The following is a 12,737-nucleotide window of genomic DNA, read 5'->3' as shown; positions in this document are numbered from 1 at the left end:
CATTTACGGGACAAGCCTTAGCCGGCCTTGGAGCAGACGCCACCTACAGGTCACCCCTTAAACCTGGCCGCCTCAACGACTGCAGCAGTGACGGCAGGAACCACCCGAGGATCGAGGGAGTGAGGAACGATCTGATCGAAGGCCAGCGCGTCAGCCGCCACCGCAGCAATCGCATCGGCTGCTGCAAGTTTCATGCGATCTGTTATGAATCGGACTCCGGCGTCCAGAGCTCCTCTGAAGATCCCAGGCGATGCCAGAGTGTTGATGATCTGATTCGGATAATCACTGCCTCCTGTGCCCACAATCGCGGCATGTCGTGAGGCCAGGTGGGGGTGGATCTCGGGCACAGGGTTCGACAAGGCGAACACGATTGCCTGGGGCGCCATTGTCGCGATCAGCGATTCTGGCACGATGGACGACGAAAGACCTATGAAGACATCGGCATCGCGAATAGCCTCGGCCAAGCCGCCACGTATCCCGTGAGGGTTTGTCTGAGCTGCCACATCTAGCTTGACGGCACTCATACTCCGGCGCCCATCAAACAGAACACCACGTGAGTCGACCACGGTAACGTCCTTGATCCCGGCAGCCAAAAGGATCCTTGCTGTTGCGATACCAGCGGCCCCAGCACCACAGACGACAACTCGGTTGGACTCAACTCGGCGCCCTAGCACTGAGGAAGCACCTCGAAGGGCTGCCAGGACAGATACCGCTGTGCCATGTTGGTCATCATGCATGACAGGGCAGTCGAGAACAGACGTAAGGCGTTCTTCCAGGTCGAAGCAGTCGGGTGCCGCTATGTCCTCCAAGCACACCGCCCCAAAAGACGGCCTAAGGCGGCGCAGAACCTCAACGATCTCGTCCACACTTGCAGCATCAAGGACGATCGGTATGGCGTTCAAGTCTGCGAAGCGTTTGAAGAGGGCCGCCTTCCCCTCCATGACCGGCAGAGCCGCGGCAGGTCCGATATTACCCAGGCCGAGCACAGCAGTTCCGTTCGTAACAACGGCAACGAGTCGAGTGGCCCACGTATAACGGGCAGCCAGGGAAGCATCCCTTGCTATCGCTGAACTGACCCTCGCCACACCGGGGGTGTACGCCACAGACAAGGCATGTGGACCGTCGATAGGTGGTGAAATGCCGATGCTCAGCTTTCCTCCCTCATGAGCCTCGAATATTTCCGAGTCACCAATCTGAACATACTCCCGAGATCCAATGGCAGTCATGATGTCCCTTAGTGCGTGCCGATTCAATCTTGACAGAAGAGTGCAGTGATAGCTGCCTCGGTTGTTTCAACCCAGCCCAGAACAGCCATAGTCACGAACCTGCCATCACGCCCCAGCGCCAGCATCGAAAGTCCGCGTAGCTATTGATTCAGTAATAGCAGCAAACAGGTCAGCGATCTCGGCCTCGATTGCCTGCGCATCGTCCATGTGCTCAGCAACAACACAGTACTCACCAAAGCCGCCAGATGGACTGTTGTCGTCAACAGCAATCAGGACACCGCAGCGGGCATCATGGTCGTATGCCAAGCCACTTTGACGCAAAGCCTTGACCGCGACACTCACCCTAGGAAAGGTGCAACGCCTCTGCTCTACCAGCACCCGATCCCAAGACTTACCCAACCCAACGACTCGTTCGGCAATATGATATGCGTGAGTAGACCCACTGACCCGACAATTAAATTCGTTAATCAAAAAATCACCGTCAGGCGTCACCACCGCATCAACGCTCACCACACCTCGGTAACCCATTGCATGGATGGGTCCGCAGAGGCGTCTCGCGGCTTCAAGGAACAGCCCAAAGGCCGGCAGGTCACATGATGGAGCCGGCCAGACGTGCCCGTTCAGTACTGGAGCCATGCGCATCTCGCCGTGGCCCGTCTGCTCGACACCTTGGTCATCAACCTGAAACTCTGCACAAATCGGCACAGAGTCCACAAAGTAGCGCTCTATTACAACCGGGCGGCAGCCGCCATCTGTGAGCCAGTCCCATCGCTCGGCGAGATATTTAGCCAGTTCGGCTCGATCGTCGACCACTACTGTCCGGAGTGCCCCGATGGGTTCAACATCTGATACCGGACTCACGATCTCATTTCCGAACCCAGCAACATGGAAATCTCGTTTTAGGATACCGGGGAATCCGCGAGACAGGAGTTCCGTCCACATGAACACCTCAGCCGCCTCTATAGAAGAGCAGACCTTACCCTCGGGCACTGGGACTCCCGCGCCACCCGCCAAAGCGCGGAATGTAGACTTACTGTTAAGAAGCCTGCCACCTCCCTGCTCCAGAAAACCGAAGCCGGGTGTCACATCGCCCAAACCGAGCCACTTCACCAACGAAACAATATTGCTGTCAAAATGAAACGGAAGCACTTTTCTTACATCGCGCTCGGCAACGACCCTCCGAAGACGGCGCCGGAATCCCTCATCTGCAAGCCGGTCGCGTGAAAGAACCCCGTCCCCATATATGCCGGGTGGAGGTACGAGGACCTCAACGGAGGACCGTTCTATCTTGAGCTGAGACGTCACATAGCGAAGGAACGATTCATCGGGCTCAACTGGGAGAACCAGCACGTCACCAGACTGAAGAGACCAGGCCATGCGTTGCGCCTGATTCCCGACGTACCGTCGGTAGTCAGGAGAAAGTATCGCCAGATCGCCGACCATTTCCTCAGTTCGTTGGTTACTGATGATTAGAGTTGGCACGGGAAGGGCCCTCCTAAAGATTGGCTGGGAGTTACTAGTTGACCGAAGCCGCGGCCCGGAAGGACGACCTCTCTAGCCAAATCGATTCGGTCTCCCACGCCTCCCTATTGCGTACGTACAACGGTTGATCGGCAGTGATCGAGTCAGTCTGTGCTTGACCGACACTCAAGCGCCATCGAACCGAGCCGGTAACCTTTGCAGCGCATGATCCGACGAATGCCTGGGCGGCAGCCCGGAGTTCCCCGAACCACCGCCCCTCGAGAGCCTCCCTCACCCAGACTTGCTCCGTGTGCATCTTCTCTCGAATCGTCTCGGAAGACAGGACTGCAGTTTCCAGGTGTCGGAAAGATTTCAGTAGTATCCATGCAGCCGGCATCTCGCGAAGCTCGAGCACTTTCACATCGCCCTCAAGGTGTTCAAGACCGCTATAGCGACCGATGCCGTAAGCGCCGCACTGACGGTTGAGTACTGAGATCAGATCCATCAAGGGCATCTCAACACCGTTCACTGCGGTTGGTCGGCCTGCTACGAAACTCACTTGCACAGATTCTTTAGCAATAGCGTTGGCGACTTCGCTCCACTGATACATGTGTTCTGGAACTCGATGATCCTCAGGGTCGTCCAAGAAGCCCGACTCGAACTCACGGCACCAAAGGTTTGAGTCACCACTTACATGGCGCTCACTCATTTGATGCAGACCGGCTGCCTTGAGCTCGACGATCTTTTGCTCTCTGTCGATCGGATCCAGGTCGTAGGGACTCCCGTATCGGCCTTTGTAGCCAAGAAGCGCGAAAGCACCGTTCAAGCGTCGCAAAGTGTTCTGAGAGCGATTTGCCGTGTGGAGCATGATTGGCGCACCAAGTGACTCTGCCAGCTCCTGCGCTACCTCAGCGATCAGTGGCCTACTGAGAGACGAGCTGATTGGGTGAGTATCGAGATATACTGCTTGGGCTGCAATTGCAGGCCATACAAAATCCTCAACGAATCTCTCTCGTGCATCAACGACGTGCAGCTGGATACCCAGTTGATCGCATATTTCCTGCTTGGTCTGTCGCGACTCGTCTTCGCCAAGTTCAACCGTCAGAGCATGAACATTCTTAGCCCTTAGCGATTTGAGGCGGTACAGAAGATACGTGCTGTCGAGCCCACCGCTGAAAAGAGTGACCACCGGAGTATCTGCAGGAGTTCCGGCGGGAAATATCTCCTCGAATGACCTAATCACGCCCATATCAACTCTCAGAATCTCACTCATAAGTCACCCGCACTGTTTCCTCGATGTCAGCTATCAAGCTCGAGAGATCTTCATGAGTCTGGGTGGCCCCATAGCAAACGTATGTATTTCCGAGTCTGCCGTCACGCCAATCAAGATTGTGACCGGGTTCTTGATGAACGATTACTCTCGAAATCTCTGGCCTCAGCTGAAGATTCCCTGTTCCCTCAATCCGCACCATTCTCGTTGCTTCGAGGGGTGGGAGCTTCGCGTAAAGGAAGGAAACTCGGCGGCGCGGACTGGCACCTACATTCCGCATGATTCCCGTATCGCCCATAGCGATCCGAACGGCGATTTCGATTGCATTTATACCCTTAGAATCAGCGAGAAGCTCATGGACACGCCCACCTAGCCGACCATTGACTTCAATCACCTGCGGCCCACGCTCTGTCAACTTAACTTCCGTATGACAAACGCCATGACGTACGCCTAGAGCTTTCAGGGCAAGGGACGCAACTTCGAGAACATCCTCTCGTTCAGCCATAGAAAGGGCCGCCGGCATGAAGGAACCCGTCTCTCGAAATGGTTCAGCAAGCGGGAATTTTCCCGTTACTTCGAGATGGGTGATCTCATGATCATGCACCGCGGTTTCAACAGAAACGTAGTCGCCCCATGCCGCTCCCGGCGCTACGCCGTCCATTTCCTGCTCTAGCACGAACAGTTCAGATCGTCCAAGCGCACTTCTCGGGAAGATTTCCCCACAAGCCCTGACGAGATCCTCCACGGAGCGAATAGGATAAGTGCTTCGACTCCCTGATCCCTGGTTAGGCTTAAGGACAGATGGCGCCCCGACTTCTTCAAAGGCGCGCAGTGCGGATTCTTTGTCTTCGACAATCCGAGTCATTACAGAAGACGCACCGATAGAATTTAGAATGGTGCGCTGCACGTGCTTCTGGGTCAGATACTGGACGGTATGGGGCGAGTGGAAGGCTAGGCCCAACTCCTGTGCCAGGTCCGCAGTGTGCCCTAGCTGATGTTCGCTAAAGGTCACTATGCCCTTGGGGTTGTAGTCCCGAATACGCTCAACGGCCTGCCCTAGGTCCAACCCAGTTATGTCACACAGGATTCCAAATTCGTTCATGAGTTCTTTGGGCTGGCTGGGGTCCGTTGAGTCTGGACAGACGAACACTGGGGTGGCGAAGTTTTCCAGCGCGGCAGCGATATCCATGACGCCAGCTGATCCCAGATCATAGACGACTGCAATTCGATCCATAGTGACCTCCACATGAAGATGGTCCGACACTAAACTGCGTCGGTCTTTAGGCCATCGATTACATGAGCGAGATCGCTAAGGGTGGAATGCAGCGTCAGTGTTCGGAACCCTACGTCCACTCCCACATCTCGTCGGATGTGTCGCTTAACCCGAAATGCGAGGAGAGAATTACCACCGAGATAGAAGAAGTCGTCACCCCTTCCTACGGCTTCTAGGCGCAGGAGCTTTTCCCACAAAGCTGCAAGATACTTCTCCGTTTCAGTCTGTGCCGGCCGATGCTGCGCAGCACGTACCTGCTCCCGATCCAGCATTGACCGGAGTACGTCGCGATCTCGTTTCCCGCTCTCATTGGCCGGCAGTTCAGCGAGGACGTATATACGACTGGGGATCATATAGTCTGGAAGCTCGGCCTCAGCGAAGTCACGTACGTCCTTCGGGGTAACACCTTCCGCGGCCGCTACAAATGCATCGATCCGCAGGTCGGAGTCTTCTCCTGTCACCAGGACAGCAACCTCATGAACCTGCGGGTGATGAGCCAGAGTGATCTCAACATCGCCGGGTTCTACACGGTATCCGCGAATCTTAACCTGCTCATCGATACGACCAAAGTATTCGTAAATACCGTCGGGTCGCCTACGAACTAGGTCACCACTGGCATACATTCGGCCGTCAACTCGGGAGAAGGGGTCCTTAAGGAAACGATTCTCGCGTATCGCAGCTTCCCCGATATACCCTCGTGCAACTCCCGGTCCACCGATATACAGTTCCCCCATCTCTCCATCGGGAACCGGGCTACGATCGCCGTCAAGCACGTACAGCATGAACCCCTCAAGAGGGCGACCGATCGGGACGCTCTCCTCGTCTTCATGTATGCGCTCCACGTGATGCACACTGCAACCTGTCGTGGTCTCCGATGGCCCATACAAATTCCACAGGCTGCCCGTAAAATCGGACTGCAAAAGGCTCGTGCAAGCGGATGGCAGCATTGCACCTCCACCGACTTGGAGAATCCTCAGCCCGGCAAAGGTCTCCGGGGCTTCATGCGCCAAGTGGTTGAAGGCCATAGTGGGGGCGATCATCACGCTGATCTCTCGCTTCTGCAACTCGTGTTGCAAGTCAGAAGCAAGGAGTTCAGGCATTGAAGGCATAACAACGAGGTGTGCGCCAGCAGCAAAAGTGAACCAGACCTCGTAGTGGAAAGCATCGAATGAAGTACTTGCGATTTGGCTAGTACGGTCCGTATGAGAAAGAGCCGGCATAGCAGGGTTACACGCAAAGGCAATCATGTTCCCGTGCTCGAGTACGAAGGACTTCGGTGAGCCGGTGGATCCGGACGTGAATAGCACACAGGCAGCCGTGTTTGGTCTAACTCCAGGAACCGGGAAGCGCGTCACTGCATCTACCGGCTCGCTGAGCCACTCAACTATCTCGATGCCTTCGGCTTCCAAGTGGGCAAGGCGCTCTCTGCCTCCAGGGTCTGTAACTACGTATTGAGCCCCACTGTCTCGGATCATTAGGTCACGGCGCGCGTTCGGATAGCGTTCGTCCACGGATACATACGCGGCGCCTGACTGCAGAATTCCGATCATCGAGACGAAGGTGTCCACCGACCGGGGCCGGTTAATGGCTACCCGGTCCTCGATGCCGACTCCCTGCGAGGCAAGGTGGGCAGCGAGGGCGCGAGCCCGGGACGACAGCTCCAAGTAGCTCAGCTCACGTTGGCCGTCACTGACTGCCGCACGATCTGGGTGCTCTACTACCGTTCGATCGAAGAGCCCCGTCAAGGTCTCACAGCTGATCAACTGGCTAAGGCGGGGCAACGGGTCTCCTTGGCTATTGGACGGATCGGTTGACGTGAGCTCTGCACCCTGCGAATAGATCTACTTCCAGGCACCCTCAGCCGGTACGTGACGGACGCAGATCTACAACTAGCGGGTAGGCACTGAAAGCCCCGTCGATGAGTGTGAGAAACATGCCCTCATGCAGATCAACGGAGACACGACGCCGGTCAGGCCGCACTGTAACTGTCATGGGTTCACTGACGCCTGGGGCAAGAGTCACTGCCTGAACAGTTGGAGCTGGCAGATGTTCGTATGCGCCATTGACAAATACGAAGGCCGCAGCGCCGCGGACTGTGCGGTTTGAGTCGTTGTGGAGGGCTGCGGTAAGCGATATGGCCTCCCCGACACGCGCCTGAATGTCCATCGGGGTCGTGTGCCTGACGGGCCCACCTGCAGCCGATGACCACCGCCAGGTTCCGCATCGTGGGCAAATACCCAAGTGCACCAGCAGATCCTCGCGTGTTCGATGGCGATAGATGCTGCTGCGTGCAGAGTTCCGCCCGCAGTGTGGGCATGGCACAGCAGTCGACGCTACTGGCTGGCATTCCGACAGCAGCGGACCGCCAGGACGCCACCAGGTAGCGTGAGCATTCTCCACAATCCCTTTGAGAATATTGATTTGAGCTGATGCCACGTCGTCCGACAGGACGCTAGTCAGTTCGCCTGCCATTGGGGCGTCATCATGGAAGGGCTGCAAGCAGACACGTGCCAGATGGATTGCGGCATCGTCCCATTGGATTAGTGCCGCCTGGTCGACCTCTATGTCCATCCAGCGCAGTCTCTGAAGCGCCGGCAGCACCTGTGTTGACAGATGGTTGACCTCGACCATGGTTGTCGCATCTATTGCCGTCGGCGCAGGCGTGCCACGCCCATCGACGTGCTTTGGGGACACCACGGCCCGAAGACTGCTAGCGCTCCTGTTAGGGAAGCTGATCGCCGGGTCGCCAAGCAGGATGACTTTGCTCATCTCCCCGCCGACGCCTTGCCCGTACTCGTTGAGCCTTTTGGCCACATCGCCCAAGCGCAGGCCGTCATTGAGGGCTTCAGTAAGTATGTGCTCAGCCTTCGCATCCACTCGATGACGCCCGAGGGATCCGATGACCGCAACAGCCGTCCCTTCAAGCAACCCGAGGGACAGGTTGGTGGACAGAGGCATTCCGCTTACACCGGGCGAGGCTGAATGACATGACTGCGCGTAGACAACTGTGCCTGATATTGCATGGGCAGGTATGCGATCCTCGGGCTCGAGATCGTGGCGGTAGCAGCCTCCCCCGAGCATGCACGCCGGGACTCTGGTGTTAACTGGCAGTGCGCCTGTGGAGAGTTCGTTGCTGGACCGACCGCAGATGATGGCATCCGGCAGGTTGAGGGAGCACTCTCTGCCATGGCTACGCAGGACCAAGAGCTCAGAGCGCTTGGCGGTGATCAGACTTAGATCCTCAAAGCTAACCACGTCGGCATCTTGTGAGCCTGGGAGCGCTGGGTGAACAAGTCGGCGGTCCTGTGTGCCAGGCAACGAAGGTAGGGCGAGCGTTCGATATACGAGTGCCGCCAGAGCGTCCAGTTCACGAGTAGTGACCAGACCTAGCCGCGGATGTCCATCGCCAGGCAAATCGCCCAGCGCTTCCAGATCCTCAGCGAGAGCCACCAGAGCCACAAATTCATCGCCCAGCCGATCCAGCTCCGCCGCAATTTCCGTCTGCGTCGTGACACGGTGAGCCCGACCGGTGGCTCTCGCGAGCAAGCCAGCTACCGCCGCTACTTCCTCCCCACCGAAGGAGAGTACGACACCCGGTAGATGACACGGTGCGACCCCCGGCAACGCGGCAGCGGAGGCATCTTCCACTTGTGCTAGCGAGAATTTGGCGATGGTCCGTTCGAGGACAGGTCCCTCGAGCAACGGGAACGACTCCGCCGGATTCCATCGCTCGGCTGCACGGACATAAGCCTGAGTACTTGTATGAACTGTCGGCGAGAGGAACACTCGATCATTCATGCGCTGCTACCACCAGCCGTTGACCAGAGTGTTCTGCTCCAGAACCTCGGATTTACCGGCTCCCAGCACCTGCGACTCTTTTGCCTTCGGATTATCCGATCCGAACTCGGAGATTCCGGTGGCGACTGCAGCGACGATTGCCAGCACCGAGAGGAGCTTGCGCATTAGAGAAGACATGACGACCCCGTTTGACAGAATTGGTTAACTCACCTGGTCCGATCAGCCACAGAGATGGAAGCTTTCCGATCTCTGCGCTGCATCGTTGAAAGGATTCTGTGATCGGCAGCTACCTGCGTCTATAGGTTCGCCCCTGCGTGCACTAGACACGTCCACTCAGCGCCAGCGCCCCCGAGGCGTCCACATAGAGAGACAGGAGATCGGTATCTTCCGTCATGTCCAGTAACCAGTAGTTCGCTAGGCCAGCGGTAGAGATCAAGGCTGTGGCTGGCGGAGACCACGTCGGGCAAAGCCATTGGTGCGCGTCTGATCGATCTCGATCCGCACGGACCACAGCGGTCCTGGATGATGTCGGGCGCAAGCCAAGAGCGCGCCACAGGTGAGGACCGGAGCCGACAAGGCGGCTTCAGCAGGTGAGACGCGCCCTGGCGTACGGGCGCAACAGGGCGCGATGAGGACGTTTCCAGGGGGCCAGGCTGAGTGGGGCGGAGCCACTGCTCAAGAGTCGCTCAACGAGCATCTAGACGCCGCGACGATCAGCATTCTTCCGCGGTTGGAGCGCACGGTATCGATTGGAGTATGTGGTCGGCTGGCCGAACCAGCTGCATTGCGCGGCTGGAGCGCCCCCACGTAAGCCACTCGGGCCTCACGCAACACTGATAGCAGTCGACAGTGGTCGGGTGGCACAGTTGACCACCGTCGCCGGCAAGCGAACCCTTGCTCTCCGGCCCAGACCCGTGCCACCCGGCTGGCGTTGCAGCCCGGTCCTGCGTCGGCCCGGAGAACCCGAGGCCCGGGACGGCGGGCACCACCTCACGGTCGACGACCAAGGCGCAAATGGTGTACGGGGATAGACAGCTACGCATGCAGCGCATGGGAAGACCACCCGCCGGGCCCGACCATGGACACGCAACCAAGCCGTTGCGTGTCTTGCCGAGCCTGCGCAGCCACTGCTGGCCTACGTGCGCGGGGACCGTACCGTCCTTCCGATCGCCGGTGCCGTCGATGACGATGCACCCGCCGTTGCGTGGCGCGATGGCTTCGTTCCTGAGCCCTGATTCCGGTTGCCGAGCGCTGAACCACTCGCCGTCCACGCCAATTCCGAGGGGAGGAAGTGGAGTCCGCTACACCGCACACCGACCACCAGTTCCTCCTCGGCCAGGGAGGTCGAAGCGCACGGCAAACTCCTCCAGCCAACCCAGGCGGGCGCCAGATCGGACTGCCAGGTCGCTCCATCAACCTCAGCCCTCAGGCTCACCCAACCCCGTACTGCCGGCTCACGATCACCCCAACCAGGCCGCCAACGCTCGCTAACATCGCCAGGTTTGACCAACTACTGGTAGATGCTGCCGTTAGCTCCATGATGGTCAAGTCTTTGCTCATTGGTGTTGGTTTCCTATATCCGTGACAACGGATACAGGTCGCCCCACCTGCAAGGGCGCGAATTCAATGGAATCCGCAGAAGGCGCTAGAAGCGTCCGTCTGGCGCGGTCTCAGCATTTGATACAGGGGATCAGCCTGTCCATTACCTGCCGTGGCTAGTTGCCGCAATCCCTCAACCGTAGACCCACCTTGGGCTCACCGGTAATACTCGTCGCACCACGCCAGCAGACGCAGATCTCTCGGGCGAAGGCTGGAGTATCGGCAAGGAGTAGGCTGTGGCAAACGTTCCCCTCGGGAAGAAGTACTGGACCCTGTGGGCGTCTTCAAGTATCTCGAACCTCGGCGATGGAATGCGAATCGTCGCACTTCCACTGCTTGGGTACACCGTAAGTCAGGACCCGCTAGAGATTTCGCTGATCCTTACCCTCTCATCGCTATCCTGGTTGACCTTTGGGCCGCTTGCCGGCGTTTTGGTGGATAGGCTGACTTGGCGCCGCGTCATAGTCTTCGGGAATGGCATTCGCTTCCCCTTGGTTGGATTGTTCGCTGGCCTGGTTGCTGCCGGTGAGACACAGATGTGGCATATATATATGCTCGCCGTGATCTTGCCGGTCTGTGAGGCTTTCGCCGACTCTGCGGCGCAACCGGCGATCTCCAGCCTTGTGCCAGAGAACGCACTAGAGGGGGCAAATTCTCGACTGTTTACGGCCCGTATGCTGGCACAGGATGTAGTTGGTTCGCCTGTCGCAGGTCTATTGTTCGGAATATCCGCTAGCCTTCCGTTTCTTCTCGATAGCATTTCATTCGGCGTATCCGCGCTGTTGATCTTGCTTATTCCGGTTGCCGCGTCCGACACCTGCGAGCCCCTGAAGAATGACAGAACTACACGGTCGATTATTTCGGACCTGAAGGATGGCGTGCGCACCATCTGGCAGCAACCGCTGCTGCGAACGATCACCTTGACTAATGCTGCCGTTAACTTTTCGCTCTTGCTCGGCACGGCGGTGCTGGTTCTGTTCGCAAAAGAAGATCTGAAACTTTCAGATTCTAGCTATGCACTGCTCTTCACATCTGCGGCGCTCGGCAGCGTGCTTGGCGGGCTCTGCGCACCGAGGATAGTAAAACGTATGGGCAGCGGACCCGCCCTGGCATGTGCTATCGGCGTCATCGGTATGTCGCGGATCTGCTTCGGATTGTCGGTCGGCCCCGTCACCGCAACCGCGGCGTATATGGCAGCCGGGGTGGCCTTTGCGCTTTGGGTAGTCGCAGCGAGCTCTTACCGGCAAAGGGTCACACCCCAGGAGTTGCAGGGACGGGTGTACTCCGCAGCACTCGCACTGGGGCATGCCGCTTCGGTGGTCGCTGCCCTGGCATCGGGATTCCTCACACGGACGCTCGGAGCCAGGACGGTGATGGTGTTGGGCGGAGTCCTGGTTCTGGGGTGCGCCTTGGCATGTATCCACACTGTACGCAAAGTGACGCGAGCTGAGGCACAGGAATATGCAGTCCCACTCGCCGGAAAGGAAGACGAGGTAACTCCGTGAGCTCACTCGATTCACCAACACCTTCTGGCGGACCGCTGGAATTCGATCTCGAAGAAATCAGGCCACAGCAGCACGTCGTGGTGTGTAAGTGGGATCGCGAGCTGGTTAACGCACTCCTGGAAATTACTTCGCATCTCTATGTCGTGTTGGACGACTACGATATCGATCATTCAAACCCTGACTGGGATATTCTGGAACGCGTCGAGCGCGTATATCGCGTTCGAGAGTTTGACAGCATTGAGGGCATAGCGTCGGTGGCTGCCGATCTGTCGCTGCAGGGTGTTGAGATAGATCGAATCATTAGTTTCACAGAATTCAGCCAGTTCGGCGCCGGCTATCTTGGTGTGTTGCTGGAAGTCGACACTCACGACACCATGCGGCACGTGTCCTACCGCGACAAGCGGATAATGAAATCTCGCGTCCAAAAGGCTGGCGTTCAAACTGCCACCTGGCGGAGCGTAGGTGATCGCAGTCGAAATCGGGACGTCATGCGAGTCAGGGAGGATCTAAAATTCCCAATCGTCTTGAAGCCTGCTTCGGGATCAGGAACGATCAACACACGCACCGTGGCTTCCCAGAGCGATCTAAGGACTGTCCCGTAACTG

Annotated in this window: 10 protein-coding genes; 3 read left to right on the top strand and 7 right to left on the bottom strand. The window is 57.7% G+C overall.

Going from position 1 to position 12,737, the window contains the following annotated elements; translation table 11 throughout:
• Positions 1 to 50: 50 nt before the first annotated feature.
• The 6 genes from J0695_RS21570 to J0695_RS21545 all read right to left on the bottom strand — a co-directional run bounded on the left by J0695_RS21570 (position 51) and on the right by J0695_RS21545 (position 8,188).
• Positions 51 to 1,226 carry an NAD(P)-dependent malic enzyme gene (locus J0695_RS21570; protein WP_206963765.1) on the bottom strand — a complete coding sequence of 392 codons (1,176 nt, stop codon included), beginning with the start codon at positions 1,224 to 1,226 and terminating at the stop codon, positions 51 to 53.
• A gap of 105 nt (positions 1,227 to 1,331) precedes the next feature.
• Positions 1,332 to 2,669 carry a preATP grasp domain-containing protein gene (locus tag J0695_RS21565; protein WP_206963764.1) on the bottom strand — a complete coding sequence of 446 codons (1,338 nt, stop codon included), beginning with the start codon at positions 2,667 to 2,669 and terminating at the stop codon, positions 1,332 to 1,334.
• Positions 2,670 to 2,742: 73 nt separating this feature from the next.
• Positions 2,743 to 3,960 (bottom strand): argininosuccinate synthase-related protein, encoded by a 1,218-nt coding sequence (locus J0695_RS21560; protein ID WP_206963763.1) that lies wholly within the window; start codon positions 3,958 to 3,960, stop codon positions 2,743 to 2,745.
• Positions 3,953 to 5,191, bottom strand: coding sequence for an ATP-grasp domain-containing protein (locus J0695_RS21555; RefSeq protein WP_206963762.1), 1,239 nt, complete (start codon positions 5,189 to 5,191; stop codon positions 3,953 to 3,955). The genes J0695_RS21560 and J0695_RS21555 overlap by 8 nt, the downstream gene beginning before the upstream one ends.
• A 29-nt stretch (positions 5,192 to 5,220) precedes the next feature.
• Entirely contained in the window at positions 5,221 to 6,975 is a 1,755-nt protein-coding gene (locus J0695_RS21550) for a non-ribosomal peptide synthetase (protein ID WP_206963761.1), read from the bottom strand.
• 112 nt (positions 6,976 to 7,087) lie between these two features.
• Positions 7,088 to 8,188 (bottom strand): hypothetical protein, encoded by a 1,101-nt coding sequence (locus J0695_RS21545; protein ID WP_206963760.1) that lies wholly within the window; start codon positions 8,186 to 8,188, stop codon positions 7,088 to 7,090.
• 438 nt (positions 8,189 to 8,626) lie between these two features.
• On the opposite strand from J0695_RS21545, the gene J0695_RS21540 reads away from it, so the two are divergent.
• On the top strand, positions 8,627 to 8,830 hold the full coding sequence (locus tag J0695_RS21540; RefSeq protein ID WP_206963759.1) for a hypothetical protein: 204 nt from the start codon (positions 8,627 to 8,629) through the stop codon (positions 8,828 to 8,830).
• A gap of 204 nt (positions 8,831 to 9,034) precedes the next feature.
• Here J0695_RS21540 and J0695_RS21535 read toward each other — a convergent pair whose 3' ends face one another.
• Positions 9,035 to 9,193, bottom strand: a complete 159-nt coding sequence (locus tag J0695_RS21535) for a hypothetical protein (protein ID WP_206963758.1) — start codon at positions 9,191 to 9,193, stop codon at positions 9,035 to 9,037.
• Positions 9,194 to 10,863: 1,670 nt separating this feature from the next.
• Between J0695_RS21535 and J0695_RS21530 the strand changes: the two genes are divergently transcribed.
• Together J0695_RS21530 and J0695_RS21525 are read left to right on the top strand one after the other, a co-directional pair.
• Positions 10,864 to 12,132, top strand: a complete 1,269-nt coding sequence (locus tag J0695_RS21530; protein WP_206963757.1) for an MFS transporter — start codon at positions 10,864 to 10,866, stop codon at positions 12,130 to 12,132.
• On the top strand, positions 12,129 to 12,734 hold the full coding sequence (locus J0695_RS21525) for an ATP-grasp domain-containing protein (RefSeq protein ID WP_206963756.1): 606 nt from the start codon (positions 12,129 to 12,131) through the stop codon (positions 12,732 to 12,734). The genes J0695_RS21530 and J0695_RS21525 overlap by 4 nt, the downstream gene beginning before the upstream one ends.
• Positions 12,735 to 12,737: the final 3 nt, after the last annotated feature.

Origin of the sequence: Streptomyces beijiangensis (assembly GCF_017315755.1) — a bacterium.
In the GTDB taxonomy this organism is placed as follows: domain Bacteria; phylum Actinomycetota; class Actinomycetes; order Streptomycetales; family Streptomycetaceae; genus Streptomyces; species Streptomyces beijiangensis.
The sequence above is the reverse complement of the archived record's forward strand: the minus strand, read 5'-3'. Positions and strand labels throughout refer to the sequence as shown.